The sequence below is a fragment of the Oleiagrimonas sp. genome (assembly GCF_027858935.1).
In the GTDB taxonomy this organism is placed as follows: Bacteria; Pseudomonadota; Gammaproteobacteria; order Xanthomonadales; family Rhodanobacteraceae; genus Oleiagrimonas.
Genome location: NZ_JAQIBU010000084.1, coordinates 1 through 19,366, shown reverse-complemented (window position 1 = coordinate 19,366; position 19,366 = coordinate 1). Strand labels below are relative to the sequence as shown.

19 protein-coding genes, 2 tRNA genes and 1 other RNA gene are annotated in these 19,366 nt (G+C 63.8%); 11 read left to right on the top strand and 11 right to left on the bottom strand.

Translation table 11 applies throughout. From position 1 onward, the window contains the following. Positions 1–170: 170 nt before the first annotated feature. Both PF446_RS03315 and gloB read right to left on the bottom strand, forming a co-directional pair. The gene (locus PF446_RS03315; protein ID WP_298069709.1) at positions 171–1,292 is read right to left on the bottom strand and encodes a LysM peptidoglycan-binding domain-containing protein; all 1,122 of its coding nucleotides are present in this window, start codon (positions 1,290–1,292) and stop codon (positions 171–173) included. After that, the gene (gene gloB / locus PF446_RS03310; RefSeq protein WP_298069707.1) at positions 1,289–2,059 is read right to left on the bottom strand and encodes a hydroxyacylglutathione hydrolase; all 771 of its coding nucleotides are present in this window, start codon (positions 2,057–2,059) and stop codon (positions 1,289–1,291) included. Before gloB ends, PF446_RS03315 begins: the two co-directional genes overlap by 4 nt. A 180-nt stretch (positions 2,060–2,239) precedes the next feature. On the opposite strand from gloB, the gene PF446_RS03305 reads away from it, so the two are divergent. Genes PF446_RS03305 through dnaQ form a run of 3 tightly spaced genes read left to right on the top strand, consistent with a single transcriptional unit; the run spans position 2,240 to position 4,108 of the window. Continuing rightward, complete coding sequence (locus PF446_RS03305; protein ID WP_298069705.1) at positions 2,240–2,926, top strand: methyltransferase domain-containing protein; 687 nt, start codon at positions 2,240–2,242, stop codon at positions 2,924–2,926. Then, positions 2,923–3,375, top strand: coding sequence for a ribonuclease HI (gene rnhA, locus PF446_RS03300; protein ID WP_298069702.1), 453 nt, complete (start codon positions 2,923–2,925; stop codon positions 3,373–3,375). The genes PF446_RS03305 and rnhA overlap by 4 nt, the downstream gene beginning before the upstream one ends. Positions 3,376–3,385: 10 nt before the next feature. Further along, positions 3,386–4,108, top strand: coding sequence for a DNA polymerase III subunit epsilon (gene dnaQ / locus PF446_RS03295; protein WP_298069700.1), 723 nt, complete (start codon positions 3,386–3,388; stop codon positions 4,106–4,108). 4 nt (positions 4,109–4,112) lie between these two features. On the opposite strand, the gene PF446_RS03290 is transcribed toward dnaQ, so the two are convergent. The 4 genes from PF446_RS03290 to PF446_RS03275 form a co-directional block, all read right to left on the bottom strand. Next, complete coding sequence (locus PF446_RS03290) at positions 4,113–4,820, bottom strand: protein phosphatase 2C domain-containing protein (protein ID WP_298069698.1); 708 nt, start codon at positions 4,818–4,820, stop codon at positions 4,113–4,115. 513 nt (positions 4,821–5,333) lie between these two features. Further along, positions 5,334–5,426: transfer RNA gene (locus tag PF446_RS03285), tRNA-Ser, on the bottom strand. A gap of 101 nt (positions 5,427–5,527) precedes the next feature. Further along, positions 5,528–6,286 carry an MBL fold metallo-hydrolase gene (locus PF446_RS03280; protein ID WP_298069696.1) on the bottom strand — a complete coding sequence of 253 codons (759 nt, stop codon included), beginning with the start codon at positions 6,284–6,286 and terminating at the stop codon, positions 5,528–5,530. Beyond that, positions 6,283–7,023, bottom strand: a complete 741-nt coding sequence (locus tag PF446_RS03275) for a 3-deoxy-D-manno-octulosonic acid kinase (RefSeq protein ID WP_298069695.1) — start codon at positions 7,021–7,023, stop codon at positions 6,283–6,285. The genes PF446_RS03280 and PF446_RS03275 overlap by 4 nt, the downstream gene beginning before the upstream one ends. 66 nt (positions 7,024–7,089) lie before the next feature. Here PF446_RS03275 and PF446_RS03270 point away from each other — a divergent pair, with 66 nt between their 5' ends. Next, a complete protein-coding gene (locus PF446_RS03270; protein ID WP_298069693.1) occupies positions 7,090–8,145 on the top strand; it encodes a glycosyltransferase family 9 protein in 1,056 nt (351 codons plus the stop codon). A 45-nt stretch (positions 8,146–8,190) separates the two neighbouring features. Here PF446_RS03270 and PF446_RS03265 read toward each other — a convergent pair whose 3' ends face one another. After that, positions 8,191–8,586 (bottom strand): DUF6165 family protein, encoded by a 396-nt coding sequence (locus tag PF446_RS03265; RefSeq protein WP_298069691.1) that lies wholly within the window; start codon positions 8,584–8,586, stop codon positions 8,191–8,193. Between the two features lie 130 nt (positions 8,587–8,716). Between PF446_RS03265 and PF446_RS03260 the strand changes: the two genes are divergently transcribed. The 6 genes from PF446_RS03260 (at position 8,717) to PF446_RS03235 (ending at position 12,339) form a co-directional block, all read left to right on the top strand. Next, positions 8,717–8,807: transfer RNA gene (locus PF446_RS03260), tRNA-Ser, on the top strand. A 246-nt stretch (positions 8,808–9,053) separates the two neighbouring features. Then, positions 9,054–9,150, top strand: an RNA gene (gene ffs, locus PF446_RS03255) — signal recognition particle sRNA small type. A 111-nt stretch (positions 9,151–9,261) separates the two neighbouring features. Continuing rightward, the gene (gene dnaX, locus PF446_RS03250) at positions 9,262–10,917 is read left to right on the top strand and encodes a DNA polymerase III subunit gamma/tau (protein ID WP_298069689.1); all 1,656 of its coding nucleotides are present in this window, start codon (positions 9,262–9,264) and stop codon (positions 10,915–10,917) included. A 50-nt stretch (positions 10,918–10,967) separates the two neighbouring features. After that, positions 10,968–11,291, top strand: coding sequence for a YbaB/EbfC family nucleoid-associated protein (locus PF446_RS03245; RefSeq protein WP_298069687.1), 324 nt, complete (start codon positions 10,968–10,970; stop codon positions 11,289–11,291). A 40-nt stretch (positions 11,292–11,331) separates the two neighbouring features. Continuing rightward, positions 11,332–11,934 (top strand): recombination mediator RecR, encoded by a 603-nt coding sequence (gene recR, locus PF446_RS03240; protein WP_298069684.1) that lies wholly within the window; start codon positions 11,332–11,334, stop codon positions 11,932–11,934. A 60-nt stretch (positions 11,935–11,994) separates the two neighbouring features. Then, positions 11,995–12,339: a histidine triad nucleotide-binding protein gene (locus PF446_RS03235; RefSeq protein WP_298069682.1), complete on the top strand. Its 345-nt coding sequence runs from the start codon at positions 11,995–11,997 to the stop codon at positions 12,337–12,339. A gap of 86 nt (positions 12,340–12,425) precedes the next feature. Here the strand turns inward: PF446_RS03235 and PF446_RS03230 are convergent, their stop codons facing one another. Both PF446_RS03230 and PF446_RS03225 read right to left on the bottom strand, forming a co-directional pair. Then, entirely contained in the window at positions 12,426–12,929 is a 504-nt protein-coding gene (locus PF446_RS03230) for a fasciclin domain-containing protein (RefSeq protein ID WP_298069711.1), read from the bottom strand. Between the two features lie 191 nt (positions 12,930–13,120). Next, positions 13,121–14,221 (bottom strand): alkane 1-monooxygenase, encoded by a 1,101-nt coding sequence (locus PF446_RS03225; RefSeq protein WP_298069680.1) that lies wholly within the window; start codon positions 14,219–14,221, stop codon positions 13,121–13,123. 149 nt (positions 14,222–14,370) lie between these two features. Between PF446_RS03225 and PF446_RS03220 the strand changes: the two genes are divergently transcribed. Continuing rightward, positions 14,371–15,129 carry a Bax inhibitor-1/YccA family protein gene (locus PF446_RS03220; protein ID WP_298069678.1) on the top strand — a complete coding sequence of 253 codons (759 nt, stop codon included), beginning with the start codon at positions 14,371–14,373 and terminating at the stop codon, positions 15,127–15,129. A 59-nt stretch (positions 15,130–15,188) separates the two neighbouring features. Here the strand turns inward: PF446_RS03220 and PF446_RS03215 are convergent, their stop codons facing one another. After that, positions 15,189–16,937 carry a diguanylate cyclase gene (locus PF446_RS03215; RefSeq protein ID WP_298069676.1) on the bottom strand — a complete coding sequence of 583 codons (1,749 nt, stop codon included), beginning with the start codon at positions 16,935–16,937 and terminating at the stop codon, positions 15,189–15,191. Positions 16,938–17,114: 177 nt separating this feature from the next. Continuing rightward, positions 17,115–19,366 (bottom strand): insulinase family protein (locus PF446_RS03210; RefSeq protein ID WP_298069674.1); only part of this gene is annotated, 2,252 nt, incomplete at its 5' end.

The following is a 19,366-nucleotide window of genomic DNA, read 5'->3' as shown; positions in this document are numbered from 1 at the left end:
TGCCCCAGGCGATGGAACGCTGGCTGGCGATACCGACGATCAGGGCACGCTTGCCGTGCAGGAATCCCATGGCTCCTCCGATAATTGTATTGGGCCCGCGTCGGACGCAGGCGGAGTCCGCAGTTTAACCGAGGATCGAGCCGCTGGCGCGGGTGCAGTCCGTCCATGGTTCATTTGCCCGTTTCGATGAACAGGACCTGCCCGGGATGCAGCGTGTTCGAGTGCAGGTGATTCAAACGACGCAGTTCACCCACGCTCAGCCCATGCCGGTGCGCGATCTGCCACAGTGAATCGCCAGGCACCACGGTATAGGTGGCCGGTTGGCGGGGCAGGGCGGCCGCCGCAATGGCTGCACGCAGTTTGGTAGCTGCTTGCTCCGGTAGCAGCACATGCCACGGACCGTTTCCGGGCATGCGTCCATGCAGGTAGGCCGCATTGAGGTTGCGGACCTGCGTGCGACTTGCACCGGAGGCATGTGCGATTGCGTCCAGGGTGACCGGATACGGCAGATCCACCTCGGTCAGTCGCCGTGACGGGTCGGGTGCGGGCAGATGTACGTGAAAACGGGACGGATTCCGGACCACGCAGGCCATGCCCAGAAGTTTGGCCAGATGCTCATGGGTGATCCGGCTGACGGCGAGATCGGGGATCGCCGGCTTGGCCGGCGCAGGGCCCTGCGGATGCAGGCTACGGATGCGGTACTGGCCGGCGTTGTAGGCCATGTCGACCAGGCGCCAGTCCTGCCATCGGCGGTGATAGCTTCGCAGCATCTTCATCACGGCCGCGGTGGCCGCAATACGGTCCAGGCGTCCGTCGTAGTCGTGTTCGATCGGCAGCTTCAGCGTTCGCGCCGTGATCGGCACGATCTGCCACATACCTGCCGAACGGTGGTGCCAGGGCGGTACGGCCCGGTACCGGCTTTCGACCCAGGGCAGAAAGGTGAATTCGGCGGCAACGTGGGCTTTTTCGGTCGCGTGCTCCACATACACCACGGTGGGCAGGTGCTCGCGCAGGTAGTGTTCGAAACGCCTGGGGCGCTGGGTGAAACGTCGTGCCCAGTAGGCGATGTCGGGTGATGCATCACAGCCGGGCATGGTGAAACGTGCGCGCATGCGTGCCCACACGCCTGTTGGCAGGCCGGGGACGGAGAACTTGCCGGGTACCTGCGTGGTGGTCGGTATGGCGGGCCCGAGTGACGGCGGCAGCGGCTTGGCAGGACGTCGTAGGTGACCCGCGCAGGCTGTCAGCAGCAACACGCACACGGGGGCCAGAACCCGATGCAGGCCTCTCATGCCCTGAAATGATCCTTGGCGGTTCTCAGAGTTGCGAAGCGCTCGACGCGTCCGGCGTCGTCGGACAGGCCCTGGCGAACAGTCCATTCGACAATCTCCGGGCTGTCCACGCGCAGGAAGGGGTTGCACGCGCGCTCCTGGCCCAGCACTGCGGGCAGCGTAGGCTGCGAGGCGCTGCGCAGCCTGTCGATCTCGTCGCTGCGCTGCTGAAGGTCGCGGTTGCCGGGTTCCACGCTGCGTGCGAAGGCCGCGTTGGCCTGGGTGTATTCGTGCGCGCAGCACACCAGCGTTGCATCAGGCAGGGTGGCGAGTTGGTCCAGGGAATCCAGCATTTGCGCTGGCGAGCCCTCGAACAGTCGGCCGCAGCCAAGGCTGAACAAGGTGTCGCCGCAAAACAGCATGCCGTGGCCGTGGAAGGCGATATGGCTGCGTGTATGCCCGGGGATCTCGATGACCTGGAACTGCAGGTCGGGCGCTTTCAAGGTCACCGTGTCGCCATTGCCGACGCGGTGGTCCACTGCGGCAATACGTTCATCGCGGGGCGCATGAACCACCGCGCCGTGGCGCGCAGCCAGTTCGGCCATGCCACCGATGTGGTCCTTGTGGTGATGGGTCAGCAGGATGGCCTCGAGCCGAAGTCCGTCGCGCTGCAGCGCCTGCTCGACCGGACCGGCCTCGCCTGGATCGACCACCAGCGCCGAACCGTGTTCGTCGGCCAGCAGCCAGATGTAATTGTCGCTCAGGGCGGGTATGGGCTCCAGGTGCATCGGCAGGTGTTCCATCCAGCATCTCAAACCTCAATCATATCAGCCGCGTCGTGGGATCCTGCGGCTAAACTGTGCCGAACGTCTCGGATACATGAAGCTGCAGGGCGAGCGCGCGGACTGCCCAAGCCATGGCCGATGCAAGTACACTGGCACCTATTGTCCGAGACGCTGCGGTCCACGATGCTAGCTCCGATCCAGGCCTTGTACGCCACCCCCGCCATGCGCGGCCTGTTGCGGGCCGAGACGGCGGTGCTGACGGCCTTTCTGGGCACCCGTCCCGCGACGCACGGGCTGTATCTGGCGATGCATTCGGATCCCCGCTCCATGCCGGATCCGGTGGCCCGCTGGGCGCACCTTTACGCCGCTGGCGATGAGTGGCACGGCCCCCTGCGTGCCCGAGTGGATACCGCCTTGCCGTTTGCCGACGACAGCTTTGCCGTTGTCGTCATCAGTCATGTCCACCAGCACGTGGACGATTGCGGACAATTGATCCGCGAGGCGGAACGCGTGATCGAGCCGGAGGGTCTGGTGATCCTCGTGGGCTTGCACCCCATGAGCCCATGGATGCCCTGGGTGTGCTGGCAGATGCGCGGAATGCAACGCGCCATGCACATGATCTGGCCGTTCCGGATTGGCCAGGACATGCTCTACAACAGTCTGGACATGGAGGCTTCACGGCGTTTCGGTGCGGTGGTGCCGCGTGATGTCGATCTTTCGGCCGGCAACGGTTATTCGCTTGGCGGTGGCTACATGCTGGTCGCGCGCAAGCGCCGGCGAGCGCCGACAAAGCTGAAGTTTCGCAGCAACTCCAAGCAACTGCGCATGTCCGGTGCACTGGCCCCCGGGACGCATCGGGAGTGCGCATGAGTGGGGCAGCTGGCGACATGGTCGAGTTGTTCACCGATGGTGCCTGTCTTGGCAACCCCGGGCCTGGCGGTTGGGCTGCGCTGCTGCGCAGCGGCAGTCGCGAGCGGATGCTGGCTGGCGGCGATCCGGACACCACCAACAACCGCATGGAGTTGATGGCCGTGATCGCCGGGCTGGAGGCACTGAAACGCTCGTGCACGGTGCAATTGACCACCGACTCACGCTATGTGATGCAGGGGGTCGAGCAATGGGTACCGCGCTGGCAGGCCAATGGCTGGCGTACCGCCGACCGCAAACCGGTGAAGAATCAGGACCTGTGGCAGCGCCTGATGGCCGCGACCGGACCCCATGTCATACGCTGGCAATGGGTGCGCGGGCATTCGGGCCACCCCGAGAACGAACGCGTCGATGATGCCGCGCGAACCCAGGCCGAGGCGCTGCGCGCATGAAAGGACACCCATGAGACAGATTGCGCTGGATACCGAGACCACCGGGCTGGAGGTCCAGCAGGGTCATCGCATCGTGGAGATCGGCGCGGTGCAGTTGCTGGAACGCCGCGTGACCAGCCACAGCTTCCATACCTACCTCAATCCCGATCGGAGCATCGACGAGGGCGCTCGCGAGGTCACCGGTATCGCCGATGACTTTCTTCTCGACAAGCCCCGCTTCCACGAAGTGGTGGAGCCGTTTCTCGCCTTCATCGAGGGTGCGGAGCTGATCATCCACAATGCGGCCTTCGATGTCGGCTTCCTGGATGCCGAACTGGCGCGTGCAGGCCCGCAATACGGGCGGATCAGTGACCACGCCAGCGTGCTCGACACGCTGAAGATGGCGCGTGACCGCTATCCGGGCCAGCGCAACAATCTTGATGCCCTGTGCCGCAGGCTGGGCGTGAGCAATGCCCATCGCGAGCTCCACGGTGGCCTGCTCGACGCCCAGCTGCTGGCCGAAGTCTACCTGTCCATGACCTCTGGGCAGGTGGCGCTGGAACTCGGCTTCACCCATGAGACTCCCGATTCCGGCGGCGTACCTGACGACATGCCCTTGCTGCGTCGCCCGCGCGTGCTGTATGCCTCGGCAGCGGAACAGGCGGCCCATTCGGCCCGTCTGGATATGCTCGACAAGAGCGCTGGTGAGGCCTGCGTTTGGCGTCGACTGGAAGGGACCTCGGTCGGGGAGTAGGCGCTCAGGTGCGCGCGATGCGCACCAATACCGCGGTGACATTGTCGTGACCGCCCGCATCCAGCGCATCCAGCAGCAGGTGATCCACGCATTCCTGGGCAGCCAGGTCCTTGCGCTGAATACAGCGTTCCAGGAAGTTGTCTTCCAGTTCATCGGTCAGCCCGTCGCTGCAAAGCAGGAAACAGTTCCCCTTGTGCACGGGGCCTTTCGTGGTCTCGATCACCAGGTCGCCTGGCGCGGTCACTCCCAGGGCCTGCGTGACCAGGTTGCGGCGGGGGTCATGACGGGCCGACTCCTCATCCAGGATGCCTCCGTCAATGTCCTGCTGGGTGACGGAGTGATCGTGCGACAGGCGCTTGAAGGCATCGTTCTGGAAGTAGATGCGGCTATCGCCGACCCAGGCGGCCTGGAAGGTGTCGCCGGTCAAATGCAGCAGGGCGATGGTCGTACCCATCGGCTGACCGGTGGAATAGTGTTCCGGGTGGCCGATGATCACGGCATCGGCGTGTCGAATGGCCTGTTCCAGCCCGACTCCTGCGCGCACGTCGTTGACGATGCTGTCCCGTGCCAGTGATGCGGCCAGCGCACCATGGTGATGACCACCAAGACCGTCGGCCACCAGGAACAGCCCCAGGGCAGGGTCTGCAAAACAGGTATCTTCATTGCGGTGCCGTCGCCGGCCGACATGCGTGGCGTGTCCGAATTCGATCATCTGCATGTCCGTGCGAAAGTCATGAAAGCATGCCGCAAGGCATACCTGTTGTCACCCGGTGATTGGTGTGTTGGCTGGATGATCCGGAGGGAAGGTTCGGCCCGTCCCTGGGCCTCACCCTTCCGCGCTACGCGCTCCAGGGCCAGCCTTCGGCTGTCCAATTTCGTTCCCGACGAAATTGTCGACGACGGAGGCAGGAGCCGAAGTCGAACATCGGCATCGCCGATGGCCCGGAGGGCGAAGGACAGGACGTCCTGAGTAACCAAGGGTCCGTTCACCGATCCCGCACCATCAGATACACAAAACGCCCCGTTCGGGGCGCTTTGTGTATCTGGCGGAGAGGGAGGGATTGTTCGGCCCGTCCCTGGGCCTCACCCTTCCGCGCTGCGCGCTCCAGGGCCAGCCTTCGGCTGTCCAATTTCGTTCCCGACGAAATTGTCGAACCAAGGGTCCGTTCACCGATCCCGCACCATCAGATACACAAAACGCCCCGTTTGGGGCGTTTTGTGTATCTGGCGGAGAGGGAGGGATTCGAACCCTCGATACGGGTATAAGCCGTATACACACTTTCCAGGCGTGCTCCTTAAGCCACTCGGACACCTCTCCGGAAGGGTATGAACCTGTGGCAGCCGCCTTGTGATGGCGGTGAAGAGGCGGAAGGATACCGGCACAGGAGCGTGCAGACAAGCAAAGGCGGTCGGCCAGGTTCAGCCGGTGGCGCTGTCCAGGGGGCGCGGAGGGGGTAGTGGCACGCATTCGCCCGGGTGGGCCACCCTGTAGCCACTGGCACGCATGCTGTCGCCGTCCGCGACCGATCCATAGTGGTACAGCAGCAGACGTTCGCGCACGTTGGCCGGATATTCCCGCTCAAGGTCGTCCAGTCCGGTATGGGAGGGGTTGCCAGTGACACTGCAATCATGCGCAATGGGTCCACCGGCTTCGGCCACCACGGCCAGGGTTTCGGCAATCGGCCGGGTGTCGCCGGTGTAGGTGAAGCTGCCTCGCAGTGCCACGCCGTACGAGGTGCCCGGACGGTGATGCCGGGTGGCGAACACGTCGAACCACAGGCCTTGGTACCAGAATCCGCGTGAGCATGGCGTCAGCCGGAAGGCATCCCAGAAGTTGCTTCCGCCCTCGGCGGCCACGCCGGGATAGTCGGCAATCCGACCCTGCAGCAGGGGGATCAACGATGCATGCGCGAAAAGATGCGGCGGCGGCAGCCGTGTCTCGCCGAACCACAGGCGCGAAAACAAGGGTTCCAGTCCGCCCACGTGATCCAGATGCACGTGTGTGATGTAGATGGCCCGCGGGATCTGCTGGTAGATTTTCATGTATCGCGGCACGGCGTCCGGGCCACAGTCGATCAGAAGCAACGGTTCACCGTCGCGCTCGATTACGGCCGAGGAATGGCCCAACGTCGATATTTCCGCAGCCCCGGTGCCCAGAAAACGCAGGGAGAAATTCATTCGCGCAGCTCCTTCTCCGAAGGGGACTCGTATCCCTGCAACAGGGGGGACCAGATGCGGTGTTCGAATCGTGTCTCGCCGTCTGCGGCAGCGCCCAGTTTGACCAGTGATCGACGAAGCCGCTGCAGGTTGGCCTGTTGCCAGGAAGCCGCTGGAGCGCGCATTTCACCGCGGTCGAAGTCGATGATGTACAGCGTGTTCCGGCTCACGAGGATGTTGTGCGCGTTGAGATCGGCGTGCCAGATCCCGTGCCGGTGAAACCGGGCGATGAGCATGCCGGTATTTCGTGCAAGGGTCGAGTCCAGGTGACCTTGTTCAAGCGACTGTGCCAGAGTGCATGCATGGTCGATCCGTCGGGTCATGAGGTCGGCGGTGTAGTACAGGCCGCTGCGCACATAGCGGGCAGCTACCGGCTGCGGTACCGGCAAACCGGCCTTGCGCATGGATGAAAGCAGGCGGAATTCGGCGAAACTGCGCGTCTTTTCGCGTCCGTTCCAGAGATAGCGGTCGCCCAGGATGGTTGCCACCATGCCACCGCGATGAAAGTGGCGCAGAACACAGGCGCCAGCCGGCGTATCCACGAAACTCACCGCACCGCGCCCACCCCCGCGCGAACGCAGGCAGCCGGCTTTCGCCCAGGCCTCCGGAACGAACCAGTCATGTCCGACTTGTGGAGCAAGGTCCGCGTCGAACACAATCGTCCCGGCGGAGTCGGACTGGATGTATGGATCAGTCATGGTCCCGCCTTCGTCCGGCAGCATGTGCTGCCGACCCTTGTATACATCTTCCAGTCTACCAATTTGATGACCGATCGCGACGCCATCCACAGTGTTTGCCTGCTCCGCACTTCCGCCATCGGGGACGTGACCCATGTGGTGCCGCTGGCGCACCGCCTGCGCGCGCAATTCCCGCAGGCACGGCTGACATGGATCGTGGGCAAGCTCGAGCATCGTCTGGTCGGCGATCTGCCCGACATCGAGTTCGTGGTGTTCGACAAGTCGCGCGGCCTGGCCGGCATGCAGGCGGTACGCAAGGCACTGTCGGGTCGGGAGTTCGATGTCCTGCTGCACATGCAGGTGTCGATGCGCTCGAACCTGCTCAGCCGGATGGTGCATGCACACCGGCGCATCGGTTACGACCGGGCCCGCTCGCGGGACCTGCACGGCCTCTTTGTCGATGAACGCATTCCCGCCCGTACCGGAGAGCACGTGCTTGACGCCATCGGCAGTTTCGGTGAGCGACTGGGCCTTGGTCGTGGCGAGGTGCGCTGGGACATCCCGGTGCCGGAACAGGCCCTGGCATGGGCACGAAATCAGGTCCCGATCACTGCGCCGACGCTGGTGGTCAGTCCCAGTTCCAGCCACGCGTTTCGCAACTGGCGCGCGGAGCGTTATGCGAAAGTGATCGATCATGCGGCCGCACGCGGTCTGCAGGTCCTGCTTACTGGAGGTCCATCAGAGGCCGAGCAGGCGATGGCACGTTCGATTCTCGGTCATGCGCGCTCACGGCCGGTCGACCTGACCGGTCGCGACACCCTGAAGCAGGCGCTGGCCCTGTTTGCCCGCGCAGACATGGTGCTGAGCCCCGATTCGGGTCCGATGCACATGGCCAATGCCGTCGGCACGCCCGTCATCGGCCTGCATGCGGCCAGCAACCCGTTGCGCTCGGGGCCGTATTCGGATCGTCGCTGGTGCGTGGATCGCTATGACGAAGCGGCGCGACGGTTTCTCGGCAAGCCGGCACGTGCGCTGCGCTGGGGCGCAAAGATCGAAAAGCCTGGAGTCATGGACCTGATCGGGGTCAGTGACGTGATCGAACGTCTGGACGCCCTGATGAAGCACCTGAAAATCAGCCGCTGAAGTACAGTTTCCGCAGGGCTGCGCCTCCATGGGCGGCTCGATCGGTCAGGCTTTGTAGTCCTGGTAGGACTTTTCCTCGACCAGCTGCGAGCCCAGCTTGAGATTGATCTCGCGCTTGATCGCGGCGCGCTCGTCATTGCGGAAATATACCGAGCGGGCCAGTTCGATGAATGTCTCGCCGAAGTCCCGGGCCTTCTCCTGCAGGCGGATGCGGTCCTCGATGTCCCACAGGGCCTCGTTGACCGCCTTCAGGCGTGCACGTTCGTCGCTAATGTCGGTTTGCGCGGTGGGGTTCCTGGCCCAGGTGCTGTTCAGCAGTTCGAGTTCGCTGCGCACATTGGCCTGTTTGGCCGCGTCGTCAATGCGCTCGGACTTGATCTCGAGAATGGTGATCTTGTCGATCAGCTCGCCATGGGAAACGGGTACCTGGATAAGACTCATGCTCGGCTCGTCTACGGTGACAATCGCTCAATCATAGCAGCAGGAAAGGTGATGGATCGCTTGCGGGCACGGAGTCCGGCAACGTATCATTGCCGGCTCGCGCAGCCAGTAAAGGGCGCGCGTCGCCCAAGGAGAGGTGGCAGAGTGGTCGAATGCGCCGGACTCGAAATCCGGTATACGGGTCTCCCGTATCGAGGGTTCGAATCCCTCCCTCTCCGCCAACCTGAACTTTCCGGGATGGGTGATCGGGGCAGAATGGTCGAGCTGGTGAAGACAGGAACGGGAGGGAATCGAATCCTCGAGATCAAACATGATTGGGTTCGACCGATGCATTTTGCATCGGAACGTCGCGCAGCGACGGCCCCGAAGGGGCGCAGCGCGCAGCGCGGAGTCATCCCTCCCTCTCCGTCACGCCCAAATCCCACGACCGTTATGGGATGGCGCGATACAACGTTCAATGGTGGCCCTGTTGGTCCCCCCGCGACGATACTCCGCGAATTCCGCCAGGTCCGGAAGGAAGCAACGGTAGTGGACGACTCGGGTGCCGGGGTGTGGCTGGCAGGGCTGCCACCCTTTTACTGCCGTGCGGGGCAGGGCGTGACCACGCCGTCCGCACCTTGCGGGTATCATGCACACTGAGCTGAATCGATCAGAGCATCCTCAGGGTTTTCCGGCATGACGTATCAGGTTCTCGCCCGCAAGTGGCGCCCGCGACGATTCACCGAACTGGTGGGTCAGGAGCATGTGGTTCGCGCACTGTCCAATGCGCTCGACACGGGTCGCACCCATCATGCCTACCTGTTTACGGGCACGCGTGGTGTCGGCAAGACCACCATCGCCCGCATTTTCGCCAAGTCGCTCAACTGTGAGCGCGGCCAGTCGGCCGACCCCTGTGGCGAATGCGCGGTCTGCACGGCGGTCGACGAGGGGCGCTTCGTGGACCTGCTGGAGATCGACGCGGCCAGCAATACCGGTGTGGATGACGTGCGAGAGGTGATCGAGAACGCGCAGTACGCGCCGACTCGCGGGCGTTACAAGGTCTACCTGGTCGACGAGGTTCACATGCTTTCCAAGAGCGCCTTCAACGCGCTCCTGAAGACGCTGGAAGAGCCGCCCCCGCACGTCAAGTTCCTGCTCGCCACCACCGACCCGCAGAAGCTGCCGGTGACGGTCCTTTCACGCTGCCTGAAATTCAACCTGAAGCGGCTGCTTCCCGAGCAGATCTCCACCCAGATGCAGCACATCCTCAAGGCCGAGGGGGTCGAGCACGAGATGACGGCGCTGCACGAACTGGCACGCGCGGCCGACGGCTCCATGCGCGATGGCTTGTCGTTGCTGGATCAGGCGCTGGCCTACGGCGCGGGGGCGCTGAAAGCCGACGACGTTCGCGTGATGCTCGGCAGTGTGGAGCGCAGCCAGGTGCTTGCGCTGCTCAAGGCACTGGCCGAGCACGACGGCCAGGCGCTGATGCTGCAATGCGACCAGATCGCTTCGTTTTCGCCGGATTTCGGTGGGGTGCTGGATGAGCTGGCCGGGATGCTGCACCGTATCCAGTTGCAGCAGCTGGTCCCGGACCTCGCTGCAGACGAACTGGTGGGCGAAGAGCATGCCGAATTGGTGCAACTGGCTGGACGCTTCGACCCGCAGGACGTGCAGTTGTACTACCAGTTTGCGACGCGTGGATCGCATGAGCTCAATCTGGCGCCCGATGCGCGGACAGGGTTCGAGATGACCCTGCTGCGCATGTTGGCGTTCCAGCCCGACGACGGATCTGGGGGTGCTGCCCGTCCCCAGGCAACAGCAGGCCGGTCCTCCGAAAGCCCTCAGGGAGGCACCCCATTCGATGCATCGGCCTCGGCATCTCCCGCGGCCATGCCTGAACCGGTTGCGAAGGTTCCCCCGGCAGTTTCCGCGCCCGCGCCGATGAGCATGGGTGCCGATGGTCTTCCGGACTGGGCGCAGCTGATCGACAAGGCGGGGCTGCGTGGACCGATGAAGGCTCTTGCCATCAACGCGCGGATCCGTTCCTTCGAGGACGACACTCTTGAATTGTTGCTGGCCAGCAGCCACGCCGAACTTGCGGTCGAGCCGATGACGAGCCAGATGGCCGAGCACATCGGCAAGGCCCTGGGCCGGCGCATCCGCCTTCGTTTCGTGGGCAGCGACATCGGTCCCGGCGACGACACGCCCGCCGCGCGCGCCGAGCACCGGCGTCAGGAGCAGCAGCGCGTGGCCGAGAAGTCCATGCACGAGGATCCGTTTGTGCAGACGCTCAAGCGTGATTTCGGGGCCCGCGTGGTACCGCAGTCGGTGCGTCCACTGGATCGCTGAAGCGGCATGCCGCGGACACACATCATCTTAATCAAGCAGAGGTTCATGTCATGCGAGGACAGATTGGCCAGCTGATGCAGCAGGCCCAGCAGATGCAGGAAAAAATGAAACGCGCCCAGGAAGAGGTCGCGCAGATGCAAGTCACCGGCAGTGCCGGCGGCGGACTGGTGAGCGTGGTCATGAGCGGCGCACACGAAGTACGTCGGGTGCAGATCGATCGCAAGCTGTTTGCCGATGATCCTGAGATGGCCGAGGATCTGGTGGCTGCAGCCACCAATGATGCGGTCAACAAGGTCGCCGAACTCAACAAGGAAAAGATGGGCGGCATGGCGGATGGACTGAATCTCCCGCCGGGAATGAAGCTTCCGTTCTAAATCCATACGTCACGGCCCACGGGCCAGAATCCGGACCCCGATGAGTTCCAGTTCCCCGCTGCTGACCGAACTGATTGACGCGTTGCGATGCCTGCCGGGCGTCGGGCGCAAGAGTGCCCAGCGCATGGCCATGCACCTGCTCGAGCGCGATCGCCCGGGAGGCCACCGGCTGTCAGCGGTGCTGGAACAGGCCATGCTACGCATCGGCAATTGTTCGCAATGCCGCAATTTCAGCGAGGATCCGGTGTGCGCGTTGTGCGCCAGCCATGCACGCGACCGACGCGTGTTGTGCGTGGTGGAATCGCCCAGCGATCTGGCTGCGATCGAGCAGGCCACGGGTTACAACGGCCAGTACTTCGTACTGCTTGGGCGGCTCTCGCCGCTGGATGGTACCGGTCCCGAGGAACTGGGGCTGGATCGTCTGGTCGGGCGGCTGCAGGAAGGCGAGATCGAGGAGATGATCATCGCCACCAATCCGACCGTTGAGGGCGAGGCGACCGCGCACTACGTGGGCAAGCTGGCGGCAGCCGCGGGCATCCGTGCCACGGGCCTGGCGCACGGTGTCCCCCTTGGCGGCGAGCTGGAATATGTCGACCGAAACACGCTGGCACACGCTTTCGGCGGTCGTCAGTCCGTGGAATGATATTCTGGGTCTTCCGGTGCTGCGCACCGGTCCCAGTTTCCCGACTACCGGTATCCGGTCATGACCGACACCATCTTCGCCAAGATCATCCGCCGCGAGATTCCCGCCGACATCGTCTACGAGGACGACGAGATCCTTGCTTTTCGCGACCTCAATCCGCAGGCGCCGGTGCACGTGCTGTTCATTCCCAAACGTGCCATCGCCAGTCTGGAAAAGGCCGAACCCGGTGATGCGGAGTTGCTGGGCAAATTGCAGCTGGCCGCCGCCGCGTATGCGCGCGAGCTGGGCATGGCCGAAGACGGCTTCCGCACCGTGATCAACTGCAACACCCACGGTGGACAGACCGTCTACCACCTGCATGTGCATCTGCTTGCCGGACGGCACATGCACTGGCCTCCGGGCTGAGCTCGCTGATCCATCGCAAGACCGTGCACCGGGTCCGCAAACGGGCCCGGTGCACGGCTGGATGCGCCGATCGCTGATGCGCCCGATCAGGGCATCAGGACCTTGTTGATCACGTGGATTTCGCCATTCGACTGGTGCACGTCGGCGATGGTCACCCGGGCGGTGTTGCCCTTGGCATCGGTCACGGTCAACGCGCCATTATTGATGGCGAACGTCAGCGGCTCGCCTTCGACGGTCTTGAGCGAGGCCGAGCCACCCCCTTCACGGATCAGCTTCTGGATATCCGCGCCGGTATAGTCGCCGGCCACCACGTGGTAGGTCAGGATCCTGGTCAGCAGCGCCTTGTTCTCTGGCTTGAGCAGGGTCTGCACGGTGCCATCGGGCAGTGCCGCGAAGGCTTCGTTGGTTGGCGCGAACACGGTGAATGGCCCCTTGCCCGAGAGCGTGTCAACCAGGCCGGCGGCCTTCACTGCCGCCACCAGGGTGGTGTGGTCCCTGGAGTGGACGGCGTTCTGGATGATGTTGCGTGACGGGTACATGGCTGCGCCGCCCACCATCACGGTGTGGGTCTTGCCCATCGGCCCGGCCATCACCGGACTGGCGCCCAGGGTGGCGAAGGCCAGGGCCGCGACGGTGCATACGGCGAGCTTGCGAATGCGATTGCGATACATGATGCGATCTCCGTTGGAGGGGTGTCCTTTCGAGCTGGACATCCACACATACGTGATCGCGATGGACCGGGATGCACAGTGCACCGCATAAACGCTCCGGCCAGGTTCGCTCAGGGGCCCGGGTTTGCGCTGGAAACCAGCGCCAATGCGGCCTGGTGGCGATCCACGCGCGGATCCATGATCTTTCGCCATAACGGCGGGATCAGGGCCAGCACGAACATCGCCGCATAGCCCGCGGGCAGCTGCGGACTGTCCGGGTGATGAAGCAGTACCTGGTAGCGTCTGCGCGCGTGGGCGTGGTGGTCGGAGTGGCGCTGCAGCTGGAACAGCAGCCAGTTGGTCAGGCGCTCGCTGGCATTCCAGGAGTGCAGGTGGGTGACCCGTTCATAGCGCCCCTGTGCATCACGTGCACGGCGCAGGCCGTAGTGCTCGATGTAGTTGATCACTTCCAGTGTGGACGCGGCGACCACGCCCTGGGCCACGAAAAAGGCCGTTCCAGTAAATCCGCAAAGGACTGCCGTCAACACCAGCATGGCCAGCCACAGCAGCCACCAGCGCAGCATTTCGTTGTGCAGTGACCAGGCACTGCGTCCGCGTCGACCGAGACGTTCGGCTTCCAGTTGCCAGGCCGTGCGCGGGTTGACCGTCAGCCCGCGCGCAATGAAGCGGTAGACCGACTCCCCGCGTGCCGCACTTGAGGTATCCCCGGGCGTGGACACATGCACATGATGACCGCGCAGGTGTTCGATCTTGAAGCCGGGATAGCCGACGCTGGTCAGGGCGATGCCGCCGAGCCACGGTTCCAGCCAGCCGGCCTTGTGGATCAGCTCATGCGCCACGTTGATCGCCAGGATGCCGCCGATGACACCGGTCGAGAGCAGCCAGCCGACCTGGCCGGCGATGCCCATCGGCATCAGGGTGAACCACGCGATGCAGAAGGTCAGCAGCCCCAGCCATACCGGTAGGCATGCCCATGTCAGCAGGCGGAATCCGCGTTGGCGCTCAAGTCGTTGCACTTCGGCCGGATCGATGGGGTTGCGAAGTTCACGCCCTCCCGCGAGGTCCAGCAACGGCACGATGCCGAAGATCACCAACAGGGGCCACCATGCCGCAAGATCCGCGGGCATGCCCGCGCGCATCATGCATGCCGATTGCAGCGGCAGCGAGGCTGTGATGAACACGGTCAGATAGCCAAGGTCGCGTAGGCGCATGTTCAGGGAACTCCGGTTCCTGCAACGCGTCAAAGACTACACCTGTAGCAAAATCGATGGCATGACGTTGGACCACGTCCGTTCTATGATGGCTGCTGGTGGCGGCGTTCCCGATCGGACGCCGACGACTCTTTTTCAGGAGCATCTTGATGCGTTCGAACAATCCAGTACTGCGCGACAACACCTTCAAGGGCCAGGTGGCCGAAGGCGAGCGGATGACCATGAACGGTACCATCTCCAAGACCGGCCTGTTGCTGGTACTGGCGCTGGTCTCGGCGTTCTGGACCTGGAACCGCTTTGACACGGCCATTGCCGGAGGCCAGTTGCAGGCGGCCATGGCCACCGTCAATCCGTTCATGTGGGGGGGGCTGATCGCGGGCCTGGTGTTCGCGTTTGCGACCATTTTCAAGAAGGAATGGGCCGGCGTGACCGCGCCGCTCTACGCCATTGCGGAGGGCTTTGCCCTCGGCGGTATCTCGGCCATGTTCGAGCTGAAGTATCACGGTATCGTGATTCAGGCCGTGGGCCTGACTTTCGGCGTGCTTGCGGTGATGCTGGTGGCTTATCGTGCCGGCTGGATCCGCGTGACCGACAAGTTCCGCATGGGCGTGGTCGGTGCCACCGGTGCCATCGCATTGCTCTATCTGGTGGATATGGGGCTCAATGCCTTCACCAGCATGCCGGGGATCGGCTTCATCCACGAAGGCGGGTTCCTGGGTATCGGTTTCAGCCTGTTGGTGGTGGGGATTGCGGCGATGAACCTGGCGCTGGACTTCGACATGATCGACCACGGCACCAGTCAGGGCGCACCCAAGTACATGGAGTGGTACGGCGCCTTTGCGCTGATGCTCACTCTGGTCTGGTTGTACATGGAAATCCTGCGTTTGCTGGGCAAGGTTCGCCGCTGAGCGCTTGAACTCCGGCCCCCGGATTCGACCGCCTCGGGGTCGGGTCCGGGGGCATGGACTTACGTGAAATCGGCCAGCGCGCGCGATGGGCGCAGGATCGGGCGCTGCGTGTTCTCGACATGGGCTTGATCGACCACGCGATTGCGACCGCCCGCCTTGGCGGCATACATCGCTGCGTCCGCTCGTTCGACCAGGCTCGTCAACGTATCGTCCGGCCGCCGGGTTGCCAGGCCGATACTGATGGTCAGCACGTCCCCCTTGCGATTCATCGGAATCTCCATGCGGTGCAGGCGTCGGCACAACCGCTGCGCCACATGCAACGCTGCCTCAGCATCGGTCACGCTCAGCAGGGCCAGGAACTCCTCGCCACCAAAGCGACCGAAGATGTCCTGCGGCCTCAGTTCGGTCGCAAAGGCCTCGGCCATGGCGATCAGGGCCCTGTCCCCTGCGTTGTGGCCCAGTTCGTCGTTGAGCGTCTTGAAATGGTCCAGGTCCATGAACAGCAGGGTGTGCACTTGCCTGGAGGCTTTCAGCTGCAACTGTGTGGCTTCGATCCATGCCCGACGGTTGAGTACGCCGGTCAGTGGGTCCTTGTTGGCCAGTTCCCGCGCCAGCACGTGGTCGCGGCGCATGGTCAGCGAGCGGTCGGCCAGGCCCACGGCCAGTACCAGGGCCTCGATGGCCCCAGCCGCAAGACTGACATCGTTGAGCCATTCCATGCCGCTGAGCGCGCCGCCCACCTGGACACTGGTGAGCGCAGTCAGCACCAGCAGCGGAAGCCATCCGAAAAGGAAGAACAGCGCCGAGCGCGAACCGCGTATGAAGGCCACCGAGCTGGCCAGCACCATGACCCCGGAAACCAGTGCCAGAAGTGGATTGAAAAGCGTGTGCACGAGCGGTCGCACGCTGGCGATACCGGTGACCTGGAGCAGGGCGAGCATGGCGAGCATGCCGGCCAGCACCAGCAGCAGGGCACGCAGCCAGGAAGCATGGCGCCGCAAGTTGCAGAACCGGATCATGAACATGACCGCAGCGATCACCGAAATCGCGCTCAGCGTGGTGGCGAGTGGAAGCGCCACTGCGGACAGCACGACCATATGCAGCGGATGGAAAATGTAGCCGGTCTGGATCGACTGCAGGCCTGCATAACTGGTGACATAGACGGCATACCAGCCGAAGGTGCTGTCTCCCAGCATGCCCGCAAAGCACAGGGCCATCAGTGCCATGGCCAGCATCACGGCAAGGCTGGCGCTGGCCATGGCCAACCACTGCGCATTGTTGCTCTCGAATTGGAAAGGTTTCAGCAGATGGAACATGACCGGGGCGTCCATGCTGTTTGCCGGTTCGAATTTGAGCAGGACCGGAGCCATGCCCAGGGCATCGCCCGGGATCGCAAAGGCCAGCCGGCCGTAACCATGCAGTTGGGGGTCTGGATCGTTCACGCTGCTGGAGGTCACGGGGCCACTGCGGTCATAGCGCGTGATGCCGCCAAAGGGTGCCGATGGAATACTCAGTACCATCGGGCCGGACAGGTTGGCATCGGTGGACTGCAGCACGACCCAGGTCCCCAGATCGCGATGCGAAAAGGTATGCAGGCGATCGGTCCGGAACACCTGCAGCCGACCTTCGGCAGCGGCCTGGAGCACACTGGCCGGCGTGTCACCGGGCTGCACGGCCTTCCAGGAACCATGAAGGAGGGGACGGCTGGCCGCCTGGCTGGCGGTGGCGATCAGCAGCCCACCGATCGCCGAGAGGGCGAGCAGTAATCGCAGAATGCCCTGCTTGGCGTGTGCCGTGTATGTCACCATCTTTGCACCAGCACGCAGGCGCCTTCGACGGTTGTCCGACGGCGGGCCGGGCGCGCCTACAGCCCCTGTGACATCTGATCCAAGGGCTCGATTGTGCCGTTTTTCGTGGCAAAAGTCGCCTGTCATCGAAGACAGGAACTCCACGGTCGCAAGCGACCGTGGAGCGGCGGAGCCGGATCAGTGCTTCCTGGGCGCAGGGCCCAGCACGACCTGGACCAGATGGTCCGGATGCAGGTAGGTGTGGAACGCCTTGCGAACCTGTTCGGCGTTGAGCCTGAGATAGTGCCGTGCCGCGATCATCGGCTGGTCGAGTGGTTCACCGTGGATACTCCAGTTGGCCAGCGCGTGGGCGATGCGGTCGACGCTGGAGACCTGCAGCGGAATCGAACGGATCTCGTACTGCCGGGCGTTGATCAGCTCGTCCTTGCTGACCGGCGTGTCGCGCATCGCGGCCAGGTTCTTGTGCACCAGTCCATCGACAAGCGGCACCTTTTGCGGGTCGCTGCCGTAGTAGACGTAGAAAATGCTGCGCGAACGGCCGATGTTGACGCCGGAGCTGGCGCCGTAGGCATATCCGTGGCGCACGCGCACGTCGACCATCAGGCGCGAGGCGAAGCCGTTGCCGCCGAGCACGTCATTGCCCAGGTCCATCGCGTAGCGGTCCGGATTGTGCAGATCCATGTCCAGGGTCTGCGCCATCAGCACCGTATCCTGGGAGGCATAGGGGTTGTCCACGACCTGATAATGCGCCGGGTTCTGCGGGACCTTGTGCGGTACGACATCGGGCTTGGCGCCGTGGGCCTTCCAGCCGCCGAAATACTTCTCGACCGTCTGCCTGGCCTGTTGCGGCGTGACATCGCCGACCACGACGATGGTGGTCATGTCGGGACGGTAGGTGCTGGCGTAGTAGTTCTTCACCTGGCCCAGTTTCAAGGCCATCACCTTGTCGGGCGTGGCTTCGCGCAGGGACTCGTCGCCGGCGGGGTACAGGCCCTTCATCAGTGCGCGGTTGAGCTTGTAGCGTGGCGACTGCAGGCGACCGGCCAGCTCGCGGGCGATGGACTTCTGCTTGATGGCGAAGGCACTGGCCGGAAGCGCGGGGTGCAACTCGTTGTCGGCCAGCAGCTGCATGCCGCGCTTGAAGTCGGCACTGGGCACGGCCAGCGAGAAGTCAGGGCCGGCCGAAGCCTTGGCGGCGATATCGTCCAGCGCCTTGTGGAAGGCGTCGCGATCCAGCGTGGTGGTGCCGTAGTCGAACAGCGAGGAGAGCACCTGGCTGACCCCCTTTTCGCCCTTGGGCGCCTGCATGTCCTCGTTCTGGTCGATGCGGCCGTAGACTGTCACGGTCTTGCTGATGCGGGTCGGCTGCACGATCAGGGTGATGCCGTTTTTCAGCTTCATCCGGGTCGGGTGCAGCGTCCAGTGCGGCATCTGCAGCTTGTTCAGCGCCTTCTCGGCCCAGACCGGCAGGGGCACGTCGAGCTTGTCGTTGCTGGCAAAGTTCTCGGTACCGCCGAAACCGGCGCTCTGCGGTGGCCGCTTGCCATCGGGGTTGGGTGTCAGCACCACGGTCACGCGCTGGTCCGGTTTCAGATACGTACGCAGCACGCGGTTGACGTCCTCCACGCTGACCTTGCGGATCTGCTCTTCGGCCTGCATGGGTGAATCCAGGCCCTTCCATGCCAGGGCCCGCGACCAGGAACTGGCCAGGCTCACGGCACTGTTTTTCTTGAATTCGGCATCGGCCAGTTCAGAGCGCTTGGCGGCGGCGACCAGATCGGCCGGCACGCCGTTCTTGCGCAGCGCGTTGATGACATCGTCCATGTCCTTGCGTGCCTGGTCGGCATTGCCGCCCTTGGCCACGTCGGTCTCGATCACGCCGATACCGCCGCGGGTGAAGGTCTGCGTGTCGGCGCCGGCGTCCAGCACCTTGCCGTCGGCGGCCAGCTTGGACAGAGAGCTGCGCGGATTGTTGAGCACGTCCATCAGGACCTGCGCAGCTGCCGCATCACGGGTCTTGAGGCCCGGCATGCGATACATGAACTGCACTGATCCGGTGGCGTCCGGCGTGGTCTTGGTGATGGTCCTGGCGGTGAGCGGTTTCAGTGTCACCGGCTGGCGCATGGGTGTGGCGCGTTCCGGAATCGGATCGAACAGCTGCTTGACCTTGGCCAGGGTGGCCTTGGGGTCGACGTCACCGACGATCACGAAGATGGCGTTGTTGGGAACATACCAGTTGCGGTAGAAGGTGCGCAGGATCTTCGAGTTGGTCTTGTCGAAGGTCGGGCGCGAACCCAGCGCGTCCTCGGCGTAGCCGGTGCCGGCATACAGCGTGCGTTCGGCATCCTGGAAGGCCAGGTAACCGGGATCGGAAATGTCGCGCGAGACTTCCTGCTCGATGGCGCCTTTCTCCAGGTTCCAGTCCTTGT